The sequence below is a fragment of the Lysinibacillus sp. NPDC097231 genome (assembly GCF_044761885.1).
Lineage (GTDB): Bacteria > Bacillota > Bacilli > Bacillales_A > Planococcaceae > Lysinibacillus.
Genome location: NZ_JBIWDH010000040.1, coordinates 13,134 through 33,954, shown reverse-complemented (window position 1 = coordinate 33,954; position 20,821 = coordinate 13,134). Strand labels below are relative to the sequence as shown.

General features: G+C 36.2%; 20 protein-coding genes. 8 read left to right on the top strand and 12 right to left on the bottom strand.

The genetic code is table 11. From position 1 onward, the window contains the following. Window positions 1-147: 147 nt before the first annotated feature. Genes ACIQXF_RS19635 through ACIQXF_RS19625 form a run of 3 tightly spaced genes read left to right on the top strand, consistent with a single transcriptional unit; the run spans window position 148 to window position 1,558 of the window. Window positions 148-720, top strand: coding sequence for a TetR/AcrR family transcriptional regulator (locus ACIQXF_RS19635; protein WP_402786401.1), 573 nt, complete (start codon window positions 148-150; stop codon window positions 718-720). Between the two features lie 16 nt (window positions 721-736). After that, a complete protein-coding gene (locus ACIQXF_RS19630) occupies window positions 737-1,135 on the top strand; it encodes a DUF5367 domain-containing protein (protein WP_402786398.1) in 399 nt (132 codons plus the stop codon). A gap of 60 nt (window positions 1,136-1,195) precedes the next feature. Beyond that, window positions 1,196-1,558: a VOC family protein gene (locus ACIQXF_RS19625; protein WP_402786395.1), complete on the top strand. Its 363-nt coding sequence runs from the start codon at window positions 1,196-1,198 to the stop codon at window positions 1,556-1,558. Window positions 1,559-2,317: 759 nt separating this feature from the next. Here the strand turns inward: ACIQXF_RS19625 and ACIQXF_RS19620 are convergent. Next, window positions 2,318-4,012 carry a methyl-accepting chemotaxis protein gene (locus ACIQXF_RS19620; protein ID WP_402786392.1) on the bottom strand — a complete coding sequence of 565 codons (1,695 nt, stop codon included), beginning with the start codon at window positions 4,010-4,012 and terminating at the stop codon, window positions 2,318-2,320. 567 nt (window positions 4,013-4,579) lie between these two features. Between ACIQXF_RS19620 and ACIQXF_RS19615 the strand changes: the two genes are divergently transcribed. Next, a complete protein-coding gene (locus ACIQXF_RS19615) occupies window positions 4,580-5,512 on the top strand; it encodes a C40 family peptidase (protein ID WP_402786389.1) in 933 nt (310 codons plus the stop codon). A gap of 114 nt (window positions 5,513-5,626) precedes the next feature. Here ACIQXF_RS19615 and ACIQXF_RS19610 read toward each other — a convergent pair whose 3' ends face one another. Beyond that, the gene (locus ACIQXF_RS19610) at window positions 5,627-7,012 is read right to left on the bottom strand and encodes a UDP-N-acetylmuramoyl-tripeptide--D-alanyl-D-alanine ligase (protein WP_402786386.1); all 1,386 of its coding nucleotides are present in this window, start codon (window positions 7,010-7,012) and stop codon (window positions 5,627-5,629) included. A 40-nt stretch (window positions 7,013-7,052) separates the two neighbouring features. Continuing rightward, window positions 7,053-8,447 (bottom strand): Mur ligase family protein, encoded by a 1,395-nt coding sequence (locus ACIQXF_RS19605; protein WP_402786383.1) that lies wholly within the window; start codon window positions 8,445-8,447, stop codon window positions 7,053-7,055. A gap of 149 nt (window positions 8,448-8,596) precedes the next feature. Here ACIQXF_RS19605 and ACIQXF_RS19600 point away from each other — a divergent pair, with 149 nt between their 5' ends. After that, window positions 8,597-9,802 carry an ATP-grasp domain-containing protein gene (locus ACIQXF_RS19600; protein ID WP_402786446.1) on the top strand — a complete coding sequence of 402 codons (1,206 nt, stop codon included), beginning with the start codon at window positions 8,597-8,599 and terminating at the stop codon, window positions 9,800-9,802. A 72-nt stretch (window positions 9,803-9,874) separates the two neighbouring features. On the opposite strand, the gene ACIQXF_RS19595 is transcribed toward ACIQXF_RS19600, so the two are convergent. Next, on the bottom strand, window positions 9,875-12,046 hold the full coding sequence (locus tag ACIQXF_RS19595; protein ID WP_402786380.1) for a YheC/YheD family protein: 2,172 nt from the start codon (window positions 12,044-12,046) through the stop codon (window positions 9,875-9,877). A 291-nt stretch (window positions 12,047-12,337) separates the two neighbouring features. After that, a complete protein-coding gene (locus tag ACIQXF_RS19590; protein ID WP_402786378.1) occupies window positions 12,338-12,769 on the bottom strand; it encodes a hypothetical protein in 432 nt (143 codons plus the stop codon). Window positions 12,770-13,490: 721 nt separating this feature from the next. Between ACIQXF_RS19590 and ACIQXF_RS19585 the strand changes: the two genes are divergently transcribed. Genes ACIQXF_RS19585 through ACIQXF_RS19575 form a run of 3 tightly spaced genes read left to right on the top strand, consistent with a single transcriptional unit; the run spans window position 13,491 to window position 15,376 of the window. Continuing rightward, window positions 13,491-14,012 (top strand): RNA polymerase sigma factor, encoded by a 522-nt coding sequence (locus ACIQXF_RS19585; RefSeq protein ID WP_402786375.1) that lies wholly within the window; start codon window positions 13,491-13,493, stop codon window positions 14,010-14,012. Next, window positions 13,987-14,997: an anti sigma factor C-terminal domain-containing protein gene (locus ACIQXF_RS19580; protein ID WP_402786372.1), complete on the top strand. Its 1,011-nt coding sequence runs from the start codon at window positions 13,987-13,989 to the stop codon at window positions 14,995-14,997. Before ACIQXF_RS19585 ends, ACIQXF_RS19580 begins: the two co-directional genes overlap by 26 nt. Before the next feature lie 13 nt (window positions 14,998-15,010). Beyond that, on the top strand, window positions 15,011-15,376 hold the full coding sequence (locus tag ACIQXF_RS19575; protein WP_402786369.1) for a hypothetical protein: 366 nt from the start codon (window positions 15,011-15,013) through the stop codon (window positions 15,374-15,376). A 43-nt stretch (window positions 15,377-15,419) separates the two neighbouring features. On the opposite strand, the gene ACIQXF_RS19570 is transcribed toward ACIQXF_RS19575, so the two are convergent. The 7 genes from ACIQXF_RS19570 to ACIQXF_RS19540 all read right to left on the bottom strand — a co-directional run bounded on the left by ACIQXF_RS19570 (window position 15,420) and on the right by ACIQXF_RS19540 (window position 19,999). Further along, the gene (locus ACIQXF_RS19570) at window positions 15,420-15,755 is read right to left on the bottom strand and encodes a DMT family transporter (protein ID WP_402786366.1); all 336 of its coding nucleotides are present in this window, start codon (window positions 15,753-15,755) and stop codon (window positions 15,420-15,422) included. A 14-nt stretch (window positions 15,756-15,769) separates the two neighbouring features. Continuing rightward, window positions 15,770-16,096, bottom strand: coding sequence for a DMT family transporter (locus ACIQXF_RS19565; RefSeq protein WP_402786363.1), 327 nt, complete (start codon window positions 16,094-16,096; stop codon window positions 15,770-15,772). A gap of 208 nt (window positions 16,097-16,304) precedes the next feature. Beyond that, window positions 16,305-16,484 (bottom strand): hypothetical protein, encoded by a 180-nt coding sequence (locus ACIQXF_RS19560; RefSeq protein ID WP_402786360.1) that lies wholly within the window; start codon window positions 16,482-16,484, stop codon window positions 16,305-16,307. 18 nt (window positions 16,485-16,502) lie between these two features. Beyond that, window positions 16,503-16,715, bottom strand: a complete 213-nt coding sequence (locus tag ACIQXF_RS19555) for a helix-turn-helix domain-containing protein (RefSeq protein ID WP_053995929.1) — start codon at window positions 16,713-16,715, stop codon at window positions 16,503-16,505. An 11-nt stretch (window positions 16,716-16,726) separates the two neighbouring features. Then, complete coding sequence (locus ACIQXF_RS19550) at window positions 16,727-17,365, bottom strand: DUF2975 domain-containing protein (RefSeq protein ID WP_402786356.1); 639 nt, start codon at window positions 17,363-17,365, stop codon at window positions 16,727-16,729. A gap of 155 nt (window positions 17,366-17,520) precedes the next feature. Beyond that, window positions 17,521-19,041 (bottom strand): ABC transporter permease/substrate-binding protein, encoded by a 1,521-nt coding sequence (locus ACIQXF_RS19545; RefSeq protein ID WP_402786353.1) that lies wholly within the window; start codon window positions 19,039-19,041, stop codon window positions 17,521-17,523. Next, window positions 19,034-19,999: an ABC transporter ATP-binding protein gene (locus ACIQXF_RS19540; protein ID WP_402786350.1), complete on the bottom strand. Its 966-nt coding sequence runs from the start codon at window positions 19,997-19,999 to the stop codon at window positions 19,034-19,036. The genes ACIQXF_RS19545 and ACIQXF_RS19540 overlap by 8 nt, the downstream gene beginning before the upstream one ends. Window positions 20,000-20,821 lie beyond the last annotated feature (822 nt).

Below are 20,821 nucleotides of genomic sequence, written 5' to 3'. Positions count from 1 at the left end.
TACTTCTCTCTTTATAATTAAGACCAAGAAGGCGAAGAAATGCCATATCTTGGTCTTAAAGCTAAAACAAACTTGTAAATAGTGGGATATTATGTTATTTTATAGTTAGTTATCCAACTAACTAATATCAAAGGAGATGTAAAACAAATGGCAAAACCTACTGGTATCGAAAAGTCAGATTTATTAACTGCTGCCAAGCAAAGTTTAGTAGAAAAAGGAATTGAAAAATTCACCTTAAAAGCTGTTGCTGAGCAAGCTGGTGTAACACAAGGAACTATTTATTATCATTTCAAATCAAAAGAGCAAATAATTCTCGAAATTGTCCAAGACATTTGTAAAAATTCTTGGGAGGAAATTCTGACGACCGATCATCAAATGATTCAATCTGCACTTCTCTCTGCAAAAAGTCGATATGAAAATGATGCTTTTTATCATAAATTATTTTTCACTTTATTCGTCTTTGGCTTTACCAACCCGACAATAAAGCAGCAAATTGGACAAATTTTAGAGGCTGAAAATGAACATTTATGTAACGTTTTAAAGAAATTATGGGTTACATCACCAATCGATGGCGTGTCAATGGAAACTTGGAGCATTTTCTTCAACGCCCTTATCGATGGCATAGCTATACAAGTGATGATTCGGAACGATTTCGATGTAGATGCATTCTATCAGCAATTAGAAACGATCCTTCAGACTTTACATCGTCTAGGAAAATAACTGAGGAGGAACCACAATGCCATTCTTTTTATGCTGGGGTTTTGGAATTTGGCTTTTAGCAAGTGCTATATTTCGATTAGTAGGGCATTACTTTTTTACTTTTGAAGAACCTTTCCTCATGATCGCTACTTACATTTTAGCTATTCCACTCGTTTGGATAGCGACAATACCTATTTATTCTTTGAAAAAGATAAAGGGTACAGCGCGATTACTGGCTGCTATCTGTATCGTCTTTCCTGGAATGCTCATCGATGCAGTCGTATTATTAGTTTTCGATAATGTTTTTCCGAGTTTATCGAATGATTTAGATCGTTATTTCGCCTCATGGGTTTTATGGGCCTATTCTCTAATACTACTTACTGGTTTTACAAAGGCTTCATTCGTGGGGAAAAGTACTATTCATTCTTCAAATTAAAGGATTTCGCATTATTATCCTAGAAGTAAGTATCGATGATGAATTAAAGGAGGATAAAAAATGGTTATAGGTCTGCATCACGTTCAAATAACAATTCCAAAAGATGAGGAAGAAAAAGGGAAACATTTTTACTGCCAAGTTTTAGGGCTTAAGGAAATTGAAAAGCCTGACTCGCTAAAAGGACGAGGCGGCTTTTGGTTACAAGTTGGCAATAAAGAGGTACATGTAGGAACAGAGGATGGTTTTGATAGGTTAACAACAAAGGCGCATATTGCTTATCAAGTTAAAAATATAGAGAGCTGGAAAAAAGTATTTGCCGAACATCATATAGAGATTTTCGATTCAGTTCCTATTCCTCATTTTGAACGCTTTGAATTTAGAGATCCCTTCGGTAATCGAGTTGAGATGATTCAGGAAATTTAAATGGTCCCACATATGTTCTGGTCGAAGATACAGTTGAATAGAAGTCATTTCTATTCAACTGATTTTTCGCTAATAAATGAAAGTTCCTGCTGATCTATCCGTCACCTTAGCCAGCGTATCCGGCATTTAAAGACTCCTATCCGGCGATACCTCTGTTCCTTCCGTCGCTCAGAGACTCCTATCCGGCGATGATCTCTTGCCTTCCGTCTCCGCTATTTCTATCCGGCTCCTCGACATTTTTATCCGGCGATACCTCTGTTCCTTCCGTCGCTCAGAGACTTCTATCCGGCGATGATCTCTTGCCTTCCGTCTCCGCTATTTCTATCCAGCTCCTCGACATTTTTATCCGGCGATACCTCTGTTCTTCCCGTCGCTCAGAGACTTCTATCCGGCGGCATCTTTTGCTTTCCGTCGACGCTATTTCTATCAGGCTCTTCGACATTTTTATCCGGCGATACCTCTGTTCTTTCCATCGCTCCGAGACTTCTATCCGGCGGCGATCTCTTGCTTTCCGTCGACGCTATTTCTATCCGGCTTCTCGACATTTTTATCTGTCGATCTCGCTGTTCCTTCCTTCGCTCCGAGACTTCTATCCGGCGATGATCACTTACTTTCCGTCGTTTCATCGCTCTACCTTCACTGTCGCTGCTCTATCTGTCATTTCGGCCTTTCTATCCGTCACTCCAGACATTCTATCCGTCACTTCAACGAAACTTACCATAAAGAAAGCAGCCATTTTTTCAAACGGCTGCGTTCATTCTATAATTTAAATTGTAGAACTTGATTGTTTAAATTTTCGGCCATGATTGCTAATTGCTCGGTATTTCTTGCGATTTCGTCCATTGTTCCTACTGTTTGTTCTACTGTTGCAGTTGTTTGCTCGACACCTGCTGCAGACTCTTCAGAAACAGCAGCGATATCATCAATAGAGTGATTGATCTGCGCTGTCGTTTTGGAAATACCTTGTAAATTTTCAGTAATCCCTTGTATGTTACTAAACATATGATCCACTGCAGAGGCTATATTGTCAAAGGTTGTACGTGTTTCTGTAATTTGCTCTGTACCATTTTTCACTTCTGCGTAGCCTTTTTGTAGTGATGTCGTTACACCGACTGTTTCACTTTGTATGCGTGATACGATCGATGAAATGTCTGTTACGGAAAAGGATACTTGTTCTGCAAGCTTTTTCACTTCATCTGCCACAACCGCAAAGCCTTTTCCTTGTTCCCCTGCTCTAGCCGCTTCTATAGCTGCATTCAACGCTAATAGGTTGGTTTGATTGGCAATATCATCAATGACTGATACTAACTTTGAAATCTCTTGTGATTGCTTATTTAAGCCTTCCACTTTTGCGACAGATTCTTGCACGATTTGATCAATCGCCAGCATTTGTTGTGTGGAGGCATTCATTAGTTGCTGACCACTTACTGTTAGCTGTAATACGTCCCTCGAATGGCCTTCTAAATCTACCCCTTGAGTAGTTGCCTGCTGTACGTTAACGATAAATGAATCCATTATCTGAGCTAGGTCACTTGCATTATGGGCTTGAGATTCTGAACCTCCTGCCAATTCTTGCATCGTCAAAGCGACCTGTTCAGCACCTGTTTTTACTTCTAACGACGATTGGGCAAGCTCTTCACTACTGGCCGCAACATTTTGGGAAACCTCTTGAATCGATCCTATGACTGCATGAAGTTTACTATTCATCACGTTCGCCGATTGCACAAGTAATCCTATTTCATCCCGCATTCTTTCTGGTAGTGGCGGCTGGCTTATGTCGCCCTCTGCCATTTTTGATATTTTACCAATAACTGCTTTTAGTGGACTTGCAATCATATGCGCTGTTATATAAGCGGTTACAATAGCGATTAAAGTAGTCAAAATGCCAATGGATAATCCGAGACGCATCGATACTTTGGACTCGTCAATCATGTCATTTCCAAGCTGATTAATAGATTCCTCTCTGTCTTTGGCGGTATCTTCATAACCCGTTCGAATTTCAACAGCTAGCGTATCAATGGAATTAAGGTTTTGAATGGCTAGCTCTGTGTTGCCCTTATCATACTCATCAAAGACTTTCGTCTGTACGTAATTTCGCCAATCTCTTGCCTTTTCAACTGTCTTATTTAAATTTTCATCGGATAATAATTCTTCTAAAATAGCATTGTTTTTTTCAGCGACTTTAATATAATCCTCGAATTCCTTTTTATACTTTTGATTACCAGTTAATACATAGCTTTTAGCTGCAGCTGTTCTCACACTAATAGAGGAAGCAAGTTTTTCAATTGCTGTTAGTAACTGTAGCTCTTTATGAATTATTTCTTCTCCAGCTGAAACAACTCGCTGATTAGAGAAGTAACTATAGGTATTAAAACTTGCAATGAAAAATACGACTATAAAAAATGCACTTAAAATTTTTGCTCGAATTGTTTTGAACCTAAGCTTCTGCAACATAGCAATTTCCCCTTTCTTTAAACCTGATTAATCCCCTGGATTTCCCTGTATTGTAAGATAATATTACTGTAAATTTATCCTTACTATAACATATCTACTCTTAGCCTCTCATGACTCGAATTATATATTTAATTGTTGATTATTATCAGAAAAGTTCACAATAAATGCGCTTTAATTAGTATTCTATTTATTAAATTATGCTTTTTTATCAGAAACTATCCTTTTTTTGATATGTCGGCAGATAATATAGCGAAATTTCGATGCTCTATCCAATATTCCTATCTAAAGGACAAATTACGTGCATTATGTAGAAAATAGCGATAATCACTCAAGAATTTTTCATTTTAAACAGCAAATCTACAATGAATACATCCCACTGAAACATTTGTAATAAAAATGTAAAGTGAGGCGACGAAGCCTGTCATACCAAGCATTAAAGTCTATTCGAGTAAGAGCATGGTAACATTTACCTCGAAGAAGCCCTAGTTTTTCATGCTACGATTAATTCCAATGGCGAGCCAAATCAGGATTAATCCTAACAATAGCTTCAGGAGGAAATATAACACTATGAATAAACGATTTTTAACAACAACATTAGCATTAACGATAGGTTTTAGTACGGTAGGAATGGTACAACCAACTGTTCAACCAATCACAGTGGAGGCAGCAACAACAAACGCTCAAAATAACGCACAGGCTGTTTCTGCGAAAGCTGATCAACTAATTCAAACTGGAAAAAGCTTAATTGGTAAGGCGACATACAGTAATTCAGAATATAAGCCTACATATCCATATAAATTTTCTTGTGCCTCTTTTATAATGTACATTTTCGAGAAAAATGGTGTGGATCTTGGGACTTATAATGAAGATTATATGATACAGCAAGGGACATACGTGGCAAGAAATCAATTACAAAAAGGCGATTTACTATTCTTTAAGAGCAAAAAAACTGGGACAGACCCTGACCACGTTGGTATGTATATCGGGGACAATAAAATAATTCACATGGCTGATTCAAAACAAAATATCATTATTTCTGATTTAAACAGTAAACCATATTATAAAGATAATTATGTATCTGCTCGTAGAGTATTACCTACATTACTATCAGCTAATCCTGCAACGAAAGGCGATAAAATTGTTGAAAACGCCTTTAATTATAAAAATAAAGTAACAATCAGCTCTACTAATAATGAAGCAAGTCTTCGCTTTACAGCGCCAGGATTTGTAGACTTTATCTATCGTAAGAGTGGAATTAAACTTGGTACAACCAATTTAAAGGAACAAATGAATGTTGGTACAACGGTTTCTCGTACCAATTTAAAAAAGGGTGATTTGGTGTACTTCAATAGTGTTAAAGGCTCTAAAACCCCTTCACTAGTAGCTATCTATGCAGGAGATCAGCGTATTATCATTCCAAGCTCTAGTGGTATTACTACAAGAGTACTAATGGTAGACTATTATAAAGAGCATTATATTACAGCAAAACGTGTTTTTTAAGAAAGTTTACTAGAATCATTTCAAGTGCTTCAAATTTGAGATGACCAATAGAATTTTATATTGTATATTGAAAAAGAAAGAAGCATTCCTTAAGGAAGCTTCTTTCTTTTTCCATTATTTATTTTTTAACTGATTCGCAAATTCAATCATGGATTTACTGGACATTGGGCCTTTAATAAGCACAATTGTATCTCGATCAAGCTTTGGCTTTAGTACCTCTAAAACACTTGTGACATCATTAAACATATGAACCTCAGCTTTTGTACCGTCCTTTAACGCTTGATTTGCTATATTTTCTGCTAGTTTACCAATCGTAATTAGCGTATGAACATTTCTCTTGGCAACCATTGTGCCAATCTCTCGATGATATTTCTCTTCGAAATTACCTAGTCGTTTAATATCACCTAAAATAAGAATTACCTTTTTCCCTTTCCCTAGCGAATCTAAAACCTTTAATGCTGCTTCAACAGAAGTCGGATTATTTGTCCATGTATCATCTACGATTGTACTACCACTTATACCAGTTGAAAATTCTAAGTGTCTTTCCATAGTTTTAAACGTACTTAAACGAGAAATGGCATTACTAATGGAAAGTCCCATTTCCTTTGCGGCAGCGATAGCAGCTAATGCATTGTATACTTGGTGTTCACCGTATCCAGGAACAAATACATTGTACTTTTCATTCAATACTTGTAGTACGAATTTCATTCCGTCTTTTGTAAATTGGATGTTTTTTGCTTGATAATCTGAATTTTCGTGTATTCCAAAGGTAATAATCTTCCCCTTAAATTTATGCAGAGAGATTTTTTTAATGTTTTCATCATCACCATTTATGATTAATGTGCCGCCTTTTGTGATGCCTTCTACAATTTCTGCCTTCGCTTTAATATAACCATCAAGACTTTTACATCCATCAAGATGATGTACACCAATATTCGTAATAATACCAATCGTAGGCTGATAGATCATACACTGGTGTTTAATATTTCCTGTATTCCCCAAACCTAGCTCGAATATAGCTGCCTTTGTTTGCTGATCGATACCAGTCAAATAGGGCAAGGATTGACGTGGCTCATTTTTACTACTTACAGATGCTTGAACATTCCATTCCTTACTAGCTATGTGTTTGATCATTTCTTTTGTTGTGGTTTTCCCACATGTTCCAGTCAAAGCAACGACGGGTATTTGAAATAGACCTCTATAATATTCAATGAATTTCCAATATGCCTGAACAGTACTCTTGACACGAATAACAGTCGTATTCTTCAAGGCATTTTTCAACTCTGTTGATGGTTTATCTGAAATGACAAGAGATGGTCCCTTACGATCTATTTCTTGCCAGTTGATTGTTTCACTTTTATTCACAAACATTAGTGAGTGACTGTGTGTTAGGTCATGTCGGTTGTAATATATGGCATGCTTGACAGACCAGCGTTCAGAACCCTTCACTACTTCCCCTTGCAAAAAGTTTTTTATATCGCTCACACTTATATGTTGCAAGTAATCTCCGCCCCCTTTCTTTGAGTGTAATTCTGAATAGTTATTCAGAAGGAAATGATTTTTTTATTATTAATTCAGCTGCTAATTTATGAACCTCTTCACTATACATATCACCTTTAATGAGAACAATTGTATTTTTATCTACTATTTCCTGTAATAATTTATAGGCGAGCGTACTATTTTTAAAGGTATAAACAGGCGAACTAAGCCCTAAGTCTATTGCATGATCCGCCATAATGCGTGCGTGTTCCCCTATTGTGACGAGTACATCGACACCAATACGATGAATTAATTCTCCTGCTTGCTCATGAATAATATATCCCCAAGAACCTAAATCTGTGATTGTTCCAATAACGGCAACCTTTTTCTTGCCTTCTCCAAGTGCGGTTAAAACTTTTAATGCGGCCTCCAAAGAAGTGGTCGTAATACTCCATGTATCATCCAATAACATGCAGTGATTAATGCCCTCAAAAAGTTGGAGTTGTTTATTCAAGTGTCGAAAAGATTGTAGTTGTTTAGCTGCCTGTGGAATCGCCATGCCCATTTCACAAACAGCTGCAATGGCCGCAAGCGCATTATATACTTGATGCTCACCAAATCCTGGTACAAAGATTTCATAACCCTTCCCTTTGTGATAAAGATTAAACAACATACCATTTTTGTCGTAACGAATATTACTCGCAATATAATCACAGGATATATGCTTTCCTACTTTAATAATGTGTCCTTGAAACCTCGATAAATCTATCTTTTGTGTATTGACATCCTCAGCATTAAGGATTAATGTGCCATTGGGCTGAATGATGTCCAGCATTTCAGCTTTTGCCTGGATATAGCCCTCCAAAGTTTTACAATAATTCAGGTGATGTGCCCCTATATTAGTAATAATTCCGATGGTCGGCTTAAAATATTTCCCTGCAGTTCTGACATCTCCCGGTGAACCAACAGCTGTTTCAAAAACGGCTGCTTGGGTTTCATCCTCAATACTAAGTAGATATTGCAATGAAGCGGTTCTAGAATTACTGCTAAGTGTTGTGGCTGTAACATTTTTTTCAGCAGAAAGTAAATGTTTGATCATTTCCTTTGTCGTCGTTTTACCAGAAGTACCAGTAATGGCTACAATAGGAATATTAAATTGACTGCGATAGAACTGCACAAATTTCCAATAGGAATCATCTGTATCGGTTACTTTAATGATGGTTATTTGTCTAGGAACTTCATTTCGACTGTATGTTCTATCTGTTACTAACACTAAAGGATAAAATGACTCAAGACTTTTCCAGTCGACAATACGTATACCCGTAAACAGAGCAGTATTTGGTTTTTTTACTTGCTTTAGTCGATAAGCCCCATGCTGAATTAGCACTTCCTCCGACCCTTGCACTAAATTGCCTGCAGTAATCATTGTTAAATTCTTAACCGTAAGAGGCTTCATATCAACTCTCCCTCCCTTCCTCTCTAGTATATGTAACTCTTTAAAAGTTGCTTGGATGTAGACAAGATACATAACTAGAGCAAATCTATTTCTTCGCATATATATAATTGTGATTAAGTATCCTAGTGCCAATAGAAGGAGTGATATACCTGAAAACGATTATATTTATCGGTACAAACAAATCCGGGTCAAGTCGAGAAGCAACAAGGGCAGCAGAAAAACTGGGCTATTTTACTGTACTTTTTACAAACAATGAAAAGCAATTACAGCAGAGAAAAGCCTATCCAGATATCCATAAAATGATTCTTATTGATACTTCAAATATAGAAGACATGAAAGAAGAAATTTATAATTTGGGTAAAAGCGGATTAGAGATTAAAACTATTGTTAGTTTTGTCGATCCTTTTGTCCATGTTGCTTCCATTTTATGCGATGAATTTTGTAACAACGTTACTTCTTCATCAGCCATTGAAATGATGGAGGATAAAGAGAAAACTAGAAATTTTTTAAAGAATCAACCCTATTCTCCTAAGTTTTTTCTTATTAAGCCAAGAGAGTCCGTGCCTAACAATTTGGAATTTCCACTAATCGTAAAATCTCCAAAATCAACAGGTTCTAAAGATGTTTTGTTAGCTAACGATAATAACCAACTTAATAAACACCTCAGCTACTTACGAAGCAAAAATCCCAATGAAACGATTATGATTGAAGAATATATCGAAGGTCCGCAATATTTAGTAGAAGCGATGGTTTATAAGCGACAAGCACAAGTTGTCGGTATTATTGAACAAGAAATTACCCAAGGTAAACGTTTTATCATTACAGGTTATGGTGTTCTCGTTAAAGTCCCTAAGGAGATTCAAACTGGACTTGAGGAAGTTCTCCAATCCATTGTAAAAGCATTTAACATTGAAAATGGTGCCTTGCATTTAGAGCTTCGACTAACAAAGAATGGCTGGAAGCTCATCGAGATTAATCCAAGAATTTCGGGAGGGGCCATGAATGCTATGCTTCACGCTGCTTTTGGATTTAATTTAGTGGAAGAGACACTTAAACTATTTTTAGGTGGACGTCCTAATATCAAGCCAAAGCATAGAAAGTTTGTCTTTACAAAATACCTCATTGTTGAAAGTAAAGGGATTTTAAAAAAAGTTCTTGGTAGAAATAGAGCAAGTAAATTACCAGGTGTTGTGGATGTATATGTCAAGCCGAAAAGAGGAACTTTACTGACTCCTCCTCTATCCATGGGTCATCGATACGCCTATGTAATTGCAGAGGGTGCAACATTAGCTGAGGCTAAAAAGAACGCCATTAACGCAGCGAAAGAAATAAAATTCATTCTAAAGGTAGCTTAGACTTTCTGAAATATTAAAAAATAGCCCGAATAATTGCCCTTAACAAAAGGTCAATTACTTGGGCTTTTTCATTTATGCTTTAAAGAATTCATCTAAAAATTTAACAGTATCAAACATATTTGTTTTACTAGCACCCTTTACTAAAATCGTATCGTGAGGTTTTATGATTTTCTCTAGAAGTGCATGCAACTCATCCTTATTGATAAAATGATAAACTTTCGATGGGTCCATCCCTTTGGCCACCGCGGCAGCTCCCATTTCCTCCGTCCTAAAACCATAAGTGATGAATAAATCTATATCTTGCTCATAAACATACTCTCCTACTTTACGATATTCCTCTTCTCTCAAATCCCCTAATTCCCGCATTTGACCAATAATAGCAACTTTACGCTTCTTGGCAATATTCGTTAGAACGTCAATTGCGGCGCGTACACCTTGAGGATGAGAGTGAACCGTATCGTCAATAACTGTGATTGCATCGCGACAATTATAAAGGGTTAATCTTCTAGGTGGTTTTTTGAAATTTAGTCCCGCCTTAATGTCTGATGGGCTAAACCCTAAATAATCAGCCACTGCGATCGCATTGAGCGCATTATAAACATGATGCTCCCCTAAAATTGGGATATACATTGCAATTTCCTGTCCTTGTAGCTTTATTTTAAAGGTCATCCCAATATATTTATATTGAATATCATAGGCTCTATAGTCTGCTGGGCTATGAATACCGACTGTTAGGATTTTTCCTTTAAACTGCTGCGTTTCTAAATACTTAGAGTTGTCATCGTCCTTATTCATAATGAGTAAACCGTGTTGGTCCATCCCATGTATTAATTCCGATTTTGCTTTTGCCACACCTTTTATATCCCCATCAAAATTACCAACGTGTGCTAAGCCTATATTCGTGATAATACTGATATTCGGTTGGATAATGCTACAGTGATTGGTAATGATACCTGGATAGGCCATACCGTACTCCAGCACAACAGCTTGATGTGTAGTATTTATTTCTTCCGCATGTTTTTTTGTATGCTCTGTCGTATTCCAATAATCTTTCGACTCAAAAATATTCCATTTTTCCGATAAAATGGAGGCTAAAAATGCTTTGGAAGTTGTTTTTCCAGCACTTCCGGTAATCGCAATAATCGGTTTCTGCTGTTCTTTGACTAGTGACTTACTTTTTTGTTGCTTAATTTCTCTTTCCATTTGTTTTTGATTCTTCGCAAGGTACATTGCATATCGAATCGTATTGATGACAACGTCTAATTCTAAATAAAATGCAGGAGGACAACCCGGACGCCAGTTTACTTCATACATCCAAATTTTTTGCTGCTCATCTAAGCCTATATCAATGCCAATTTCATCAATGACTTCCCCAAATTTTACCATCTGAATTTCATCTAAATGCTGTGCTAATGCTAAGGAGAAATGCTCTAGCATACGCCGAATATCATACGCTTGTTCTTTAAATTCTTGCTCCAGAAATGGATCTAAATAATTTGTAAAACCACCATTGTTAATATTCGGTATAATTGAACCAAATGGAGCAATTCGCGGATAAACCGTCGTTATCACCCATTTACCCTCACCATCTTTTTGCACATGAAGACGAAAATCATAAACTTGACCTGATTTTGTCACTGATTGAATATAGGGCTGCATAATAAAGGTACCAGTAGAAAGTTGCCCCCTTATTAATTCATCTAGCTGCGACTTAGTATAAACACTATTTTCGCTATCCTTCCTTACCTCATAATTAGTTTTTCCTGCTTTGGAAATAAAATAAATTCCTTTTCCCTTTCGGCCATCTATCGGTTTAAACACTACTTTTCTATGAAAAGCCATAAACTTATGAAACACATCAATATTTTTCACAATTTCTGAAGGGATTAAATATTTATCAAATTCCTTGGCTTCCTGCAGTCGCTTCATAACATTCCATTTATTCCCTATAGAATAGGTTGTAAACGGGATTTCTTCTTTTAATTTCTCGATAATTTCCTTTGATACCGATAATTTTTCGGGACTCCCTGCATTGTATATAACATCTGGGAAGGGCATTATTCTTTCGTGCCATTCACCATTTTCATAGACCTTCCCTCTTATGGAACGTTTATCAAAATCAACACTTTTTGGTGTAAAGTAAAAAAATTCAGCCCCTTCTGCTTTTGCAACAGCTGCATATGCATATGACTTAATAACGGTTGTTGGATCTAGACGATGATGTAACATTCCGATAATTGTCATTCATTAACCTCTTCCTTTCATATGATTCTCTCTCTAATAAATTCAGCCAATGTACTTGCATATAGACAGATGCTCTAATTATGGTGTTATTTTAGTAGTCTAACTTCTTTCAGCAAAATGTCTTCTGTGCGAAAGCGAAGCGACAGCAACAAATGTTTTGGTAGCGAAAGTGACACCTGCTGAAAGAAGTTAAAGCCTCCGGCGGATGTCACGGAATCGGAAAGGAGTTCTTTGTGCAAGCACAAAGCCGATTCCGGACGCAATTATGCCAAGGCATAATTGATAATTTAATCACCATTTAGGCTCAATGATGAATTTCCCTTTTAACATATCAGGTTTTAGTAACTGAATAGCTGATATCCCACATAATTCGATGGATTTTTTAGTGGATGTTCTTTCTAACCTCACAACGTCTGCAATTAAATTCGTATCATGCCCTTCATAATCATAAGCACGCAAAAGCGAAACAGTTCCCCGACAATGCTCCCTATCAATTGCCTCTATACGAAAAAACTCTGTTTCAAACTGCTTGATTGTATCCATTAATTTCAAATGCGTACCATCGTGTGTTATTAAAAAGAAAGGGATTGTATCACTTCCAACAATTTTCACAAGTAGCTGACCAAAGTATTTAGAATGAAAATCCTTCATCACATCCTGTAGCTCTTTGATATCGTGTAGTGCTTCGCATAGAAAATGGTTTCTTCGTTTTTCATTATTCAATTCCTTCAGCTCCTCCCAAGTCTACTGAGCCACACTGACACACTGAATCAATTTCGCCTTGACGTAATTGCGTCTGGATTTTGAATTGTGCACAGGCCTGCACGAGGGCCGACACAATGTCGGTTATTTCGGTAAAGCCACAGGACGTGGCGTTTTTACCGATCCAGGTCAGTTAGCCGTTTTCGCAGGATGCGAAGGGTTTAGGCTAACACCCTTTTTTCATTCCTTTCAAAATCCGTGACATCCGCCGGAGGCTTTGGACCAACGTGATGTTGGTCATTCAGTCATGTGTTGTTGTTGCTGTCGCTTCGCTTTCGCACAGATAAAACCGTGTTGCTGTCGCTTCGCTTTCGCACAGATAAATTGCCACAGTACGTGGCGTTCTTAGACTGAGTTCCTCTATATCAGTAGGTGTTTGGACACCTACTGAATGAAGATAAAATATTTAACACCTTCTCGTTATAATATGTAGAGCTTGGGAATATGACGACTTTTTCGCGCTGGAAACAACATAATAATGGGCATTTAGATTAATGTGGAGACTACAATTCGAAGGAAACTTAAATACGATGCACATGAATATGTGAATCACTAATCTTCTCTCTACTGCCAACTACTTACAAAGGCAGTTGTTATTTCGATACAATTCATATGAAAATAAATATTTACATTTTTGTTTACCTTTCACTAATTCAATCGTTAAGTAGTTAGGAGGGTTGATATGAATGAAGAATTTGGCAAACAATTGCAGAAGAAATTAAAAGGGGTACATTATACACTCCTAAAAATGGGCGCTAACAAACAAGATGCTGAAGACGTTTTACAGGAGACTGCTTATCAGTTCATTAAATACATAGACGGAATTGATACAAATTATGCTGAAGCTTGGCTTTATCGAGTTGCGATAAACAAATTTTATGATGTCTTAAGAAAGCAAAAGCATGCTAACAATTTTGTACTTTCGTTTAACCTACAGGACTTATTAGACGAACAAACACCTGAATTTTACGTGCTCCAACAAGAAAAGCATATAACAATACAAAAATGTTTAAGCATGCTTCAACCAAAAGAAGCGGAATTACTATTATTGAAATATAGTGCCGATTTATCTTTAAAAGAAATCGCGGTTCTTTTTAACACATCCGATAAGACCATTAAAACTCAGCTCGCCCGAACTAAGAAAAAATTTAAGCATGTATTTGAAAGGAATGGTGATTATGGAGAAAACATCAATATTCAATGAAGATCAATCATTTCAAAATTTGGTGAAAGAAGCTAAACAGAAATCAATAAAACGTATTATTCTTGTTTCTATTAGTGTTTTTATCATTATTGTGCTCATTTTATGGGGACTGATCGCATTGGGTCAATATTATATGTATAAGGAAATGGAAAAGCAAACTACACAAGATTTTCTAGACAAAACATTTACGGGAGCAAATATTCAGGCAAATGGGACTAATTACGATTATTTCTTGTTAGCAGCTACGACAAAATCAAAGATGTTTAAGGATATTAATGGTCATCAAATACAATGGGGTACCATGGAACATTTTTATACAATATTAGGAACAAAAACATATGTTGAAAACAACAACTATATAAATGGATACAATAACAATCAGCGTGTCTTACAATTTTACCCATATACAGAGCCTAAAATTGAGAATGATTTGCCTTATTTAAAAAAATTACCCTCTTTCTATAGCGTAGAGGTTGCTGTATCTTTCACAAAAGATTTAACGTTAGAAGAGATGGCCGTGCAATTTCCAACTGCTCAATGGGCTTGGATTATACAAGACGGTTTGTTTGAATCTATTGCGGAAAATAAAGAGGCTGAAAAAGATTTCCCTTCTATATCTCCCAAAAATTCTGGTTTAGTAGATGGTGATTCGGCTTATGGGTTTCAAATAAAACCTAAAGATCAATTTCAATCCGCTCAAAATTTTTTAGATCAAATAGATATTTATGCTCATGATGAACAAGAAGCTCTCGCGATTATACGAGAAAAAATCGAGAAAAGAGGCGAAGATCCCACTGGGTTACATTTTCCAGGACATCAAAAAATATATGAGGCTGAGATTTTAAAAAAGACAATAGGTAATGCTGACCCACATTCCTTAAAGGTTAGTGGTGCTGTATTAACAGGGTCAATTGAGGAAGTTTTGCCATATTTAGAAAATAATTTAATACATTATATTAGTGTAGGTGTTATTTTACCTTATTAAGGAGGTTCATTCTATGAGAGTCTTTAGTTATGTAATCATGCTTTTATTTTTATTGTTAACGCCTAATTTCCTTATCTATCACCAACTACCAAGTAAACTGCTACAGATTGCTGCTCTCACTACAACCTTGCATATAATCGCACTGCTTATTGTACATGTTATGTATCCGAAATCACGTAAATCCATAAGCATGTATCAAACACTTTTTTCAATCGTATTATTTACACCTGTTGTTAATACGATTGCTACGTTATTACACAATACAGATTTTGTATTAGTAAACAGAAGTTTTATCGTTATCCCTGTAGGCTATGTCATTCTATTTTTAACAGTCATATTCTCTTGTCATTTTTATAAATTCAAAGATTCTACCAAATAAAGAAAACGTCCATTATCAATTTGGACGTTTTTCTTTTTTGACGTTAAGTTGTCGCATTATGTGGATCTCCTTGATTTAGGAGAATGACCCCACCAATGATTAATGAAATACCTATGGCTGAGTAAAGATTAAAAATATCTCCCCATAATACAATTCCTACAACAACCGTTAATGCGGTACCTACACCAGACCAGATAGCATATGCCAGGCTTAATGGTAGTGATTTTAAACACAAAGATAATGCATAAAACGATATGCCATATCCCACAACAACAGCGATGGATGGTCCTATAATTGTAAATGCATGTGAAAGCTTGAGCATCGTTGTTGCTAGTACCTCGGTGATAATGGCTAACGTTAAAAATAGATAACCTTTCATTTGCATAATCCTCCTCAATGCCCGCTACCAGCAAGGTTTAGAATAATCACACCGCCGATAATTAACAAAATACCCATAAGCTTTTTTAAATTGAATAATTCCTTATAAATTACGATACCGATAATCGCTGTTAACGCTGTTCCTAATCCTGCCCAAATGGCATACGCTGTGCCAATCTCTAAAGATTGCAATGTTAAGGAAAAGAAATAAAAAGCAGTTCCGTATCCGACCACTACACCAATAGACGGCAGTAATCGTTTAAAACCATTTGTTAGTTTCAACATCGAGCTCGCAAAAACTTCTGAGACGATTGAAATGAATAAAAAACCAAAAGCACTCATGAATGAATTTCCTTCCTTGTCATTTGCATTAATTGTTCAAAGACACCCTCTGCTACTTCTTCGGCATCGGTGTAATTTTTAATAATTTGGAATAAAACAATCCATCAATCGTTAAGTGAATCAAATGAACAATAGATATCTCCAATCCATTTTGAAAGACCTCCTCTAGTAAACATTCATAAACTGTTGAAATGGATAAATGCTCATTTCATGCTCCACTGGCAAGATCCTTTTGAGAAGTTAAAATAAAAGCTCTCGTTAATCTAACTTTCCCTTGTTCTAGGCTTGCAAAATGTTCGTAGGATTGTAGTACCTCATTCAAAATCGTTTCTGCTTTTGCTAATTGAAGGTTTATTAAAATGATAAAGTAATAAGGTCTGAATAGCATTCACTATCCAGACCTCAATTATTCTTCATCCTCCACGTACTCTAAAATATCCCCTGGTTGACAGCCTAATGCCTTACAAATCGCATTTAAAGTAGAAAAACGTACGGCCCGAACCTTTCCAGTTTTTAAATTGGATAGATTAACAATCGACACATCCACTTTTTCTGCTAGCTCACTTAGCTGCATTTTTCGATCAGCAAGCATTCGATCTAATCGAATAATTATTGTCATTTTTTCACTTCCTAAGCTGTTGCGTCATATTCATCTTGTAAAAACGCTCCATATCGAAATACACGTGCAATCGTCCAAATGACTAATCCACACAATAGTAGTGTCCAATTAATTCCTGTAAAATGAAAGTTTAATCCATCTATCACCCCTGTGCCTACTAATAGTTTATCTAAATTAAATTGTTCGATAACGTTATAGGCAATGTACGTTCGAAAGGCACCAACTGTCAAGCTTAATACCACTACAGCGTAGGCAACCCATTCCATTCTCCTACTATTCGACGCTGAAAAAATCATTCCCCTACTTAAATTACTTAACACATTTCTTACTTGAACAACGATAAATAGTAATAACCCTATATATATTGTAGCAGTAAATAATAATTTCATGATATTCATTTTTGTATATTGAATATTTTTTGCTACCTTATCAGCTAATACCATTTCCATGCCATCTAGATGAAAGGAGGCTGCTACACTCCCCTGTGCTAGTAAATGATTTACTTCCTTTTCTGGCACAAAAATTGCCCCAACAAATAATATGCCAATCATAGTAAGCCCAAAAATCATCAAAACCATAATGATTGTAAAAATGGTACGTAGCCCTTTTGTTAAAAACCGGAATTCTTTACTTTGAATTGTTTGTTCCATACGAAGCATCCCCTCTCTTATTCTTTATTATACATTTCACTTTATCCTTTTCAATAATTAATTAATGTTTATCGTTAAAAAATGAGCAAAAAAGCTAGATAAAGAAAGATTATTTCTTTTCTAGCTACTTTTATCGAAGTTTTTTCTATTCACTATTAGCGTTGTAACAGTCCTGCCCTTATTAAATAGTCCCGCGCTACATCTGTAATATTTTTACCTTCAACATTGACTTGATAATTCATTTCACGCATCTCATCGTCTGTTATATGATTTTCCAGCTTATTTAAAGCTGTTTGGATTTCAGGATATTTGTCTAGCGTCTCTTTCCTTAGTAAAGGGGCTCCTTGATAAGGAGGAAATAGCCGCTGATCATCTGCCAATACCTGCAAATTATATTGTCGTATTTCACTATCTGTTGAATAAGCATCTAATAGATCAATATTTCCGGATTGAATTGCCTGATATCTGAGTTTAGGCTCCATCGTGATAATATTAGAAAGAGTAATACCATAGCGCTTTTGAATGCCTAAATAACCATCTTCTCGATCATTAAATTCCAATGTGAAGCCTGCTTTAATAAATTCTTGAATACGCTTAATATCAGAAATCGTTTGCAAATGATAGGTTTCAGCCATTTCTTTTGAAACTGCCAATGCATAAGTATTGTTATAAGTCATCGGGCTTAACATCACCATGCCAAATTGCTCCATCATGCCTTCTTTTGCTTGATGATACACATCTTCTGGGTTATTATTAACAGCTTCTTCTTTTAAAAATTCCGAAATAGCCGTCCCTGTAAATTCTGGGTAAATATCGATACTCCCGGATTTAAGTGCATTAAATATAAAAGAAGTTTTACCAAGCCCAGGTTTTAATTGCACCTTTAAGTCCGTTTCGTTCTCAATAAGCAATTTATACATATTTATTAGAATCTCTGGTTCAGAGCCTAGCTTACCAGCAATAACAATTTCCTCATTCTCTTTAAAGTTTAGTAGTGGATAGATAATCATCAATAATGCCACAATACTAATTGAGCTTATTGCTATCATCGTTTTTCTAAAGGAAAGTGATTCTAGCTTTTTTAATAAAAAGTCGAACACTAATGCTAAAATGGCCGCAGGAACAGCACCTAATAGAATAAGAGATGTATTATTTCTATCAATTCCAAGTAAAATGATATCCCCTAATCCCCCGGCTCCGATTAAGGCCGCCAATGTTGCCGTTCCAACGATTAACACCATAGCTGTTCTAATACCCGCCATAATGACAGGCATGGCAAGTGGCAATTCGACCTTTACTAGTCGTTTTCGAGTATTCATCCCCATGGCCATCGCAGCCTCTTTTAAAGATGTATCCACTTCGTTTATCCCAGTAAATGTATTACGTAATATTGGAAGAAGTGCATATACAACTAAGGCAATTATGGCTGGTACCTTTCCAATGCCAAACACCGGGATTAATAAACCTAATAACGCTAAGGAAGGAACCGTTTGTAAAACAGCACTAATACCAATAATACTTTCTGCTATTTTCCTTTGTTTCGTTAAATAAATACCCAGAGGAATTGCAATGACTACTGCTAAAAATAGAGCAATGAAGGAAATTTGAATATGCTCCATTAATGATGTCAATAGTTGACCTTTTCGTTCGCTAAAAACTTCAAAAAAATTAGCCATTTACATTACCTCTTCCTAAGGAATCATTAGCTAAATACTGAAGCATAGATGCTCTTGTGACAACACCAATTATTTTTCCGCTATCTTCCACACCTAAACATTCATAGTGAGCTAATTTTTCAAGAATGGTATGTAACGGATCATTCGAAGCGATGGTGGCATCTAGATTTTTTCGATTATCTTCATCAGCAATTGGTTCGATGATAGCTTGGATATGAAAAGTATTGATAGCATGTTCTTTTACCCCAATAAATTCTTCAACAAAATCATTCGCAGGGTTTTGAATAATGTCATGAGGAGTACCAATCTGCACAATTTCTCCATCCTTCATTACACATATTCGATCACCTAATTTTAACGCCTCTTGCATATCATGCGACACAAAGACAATCGTTTTTTGTATAGTTCTTTGAAGTTCGTGCAGATCATCTTGTAATTTTGCACGACTAATCGGATCCAAAGCACTAAAAGGTTCATCCATTAAAATAATCTCCGGATCAGCCGCTAACGCACGAACAACACCGACCCTTTGTTGCTCCCCACCAGAAAGCTCTTTTGGCTTACGTTGACTGTATTTATCTGGTTCAAGTCCAACCATATCCAATAACTCACGAACCCGTTGCTGAATTTGTGATTTACTCCATTTCTTCATTTCAGGCACAACTGCTATATTTTCCTCGATAGTCATATGAGGAAAGAGCGCAATTTGTTGCAGTACGTAGCCGATATTCCAGCGCAATTCATGGATATTATAATCACTAATTCTTTTGCCGTTAATCCAAATTGTTCCATCAGTTAAATGGATCAATCGATTAATCATCTTTAATAATGTTGTTTTTCCACATCCACTCGGACCAATAATGACAAAGAATTCTCCTTTTTTTATCTCCAAATTAATAGCATTTACTGCGATTTGTTCATTTCCGTATTTTTTTGTTACATTGTCAAAGGTTATCATTGTATAGGCTCCTTTAGTAAGGATTTTAAGTAAACCCTGATGTAGCAATATATATTAAAAACTAATCTATCTTCTAACATTAACGTGCAAAAATTTTCTGTACCGTAAGCAAAACGTCAGGTACAAAACTCTTACCTCAAAATTAAATTTCACTTTATTTCATATACGTAAAGCATAGTAAGTCTAGAACTAACATTTTTTAATGAGACCTCATCAGGTCGATGATTCTATCCTTTACTTTGGCGATTCTATCCGTCAGTTTATTAATTTTATCCTTCACTTGCGATTCTATCCGTCAGGTCATAGATTCTACCCTTCACTTTGGCAATTCTTTCCGTCAGTTTATTAATTTTATTCGTCTCTTCCGGTTCTATCCGTCGGTTCATAGATTCTATCCTTCACTTTGGCGATTCTTTCGGTCAGTTTATTAATTTTATTCGTCTCTTCCGGTTCTATCCGTCGGTTCATAGATTCTATCCTTCACTTTGGCGATTCTATCCTTCAGTTTAATAATTTTATCCGTCTCTTCCGGTTCTTTCCGTCAGGTCATAGATTCTATCCTTCACTTTGGCAATTCTATCCGTCAGTATATTAATTTTATCCGTCTCTTCCGGTTCTATCCGTCAGTTCATAGATTCTATCCTTCACTTTGGCGATTCTTTCCGTCAGTTTAATAATTTTATCCGTCTCTTCCGGTTCTATCCGTCAGTTCATAGATTCTATCTGTCACTTTGGCGATTCTTTCCGTCAGTTTAATGATTCTATCCGTCTCTTCCGGTTCTATCCGTCAGTTCATAGATTCTATCTGTCACTTTGGCGATT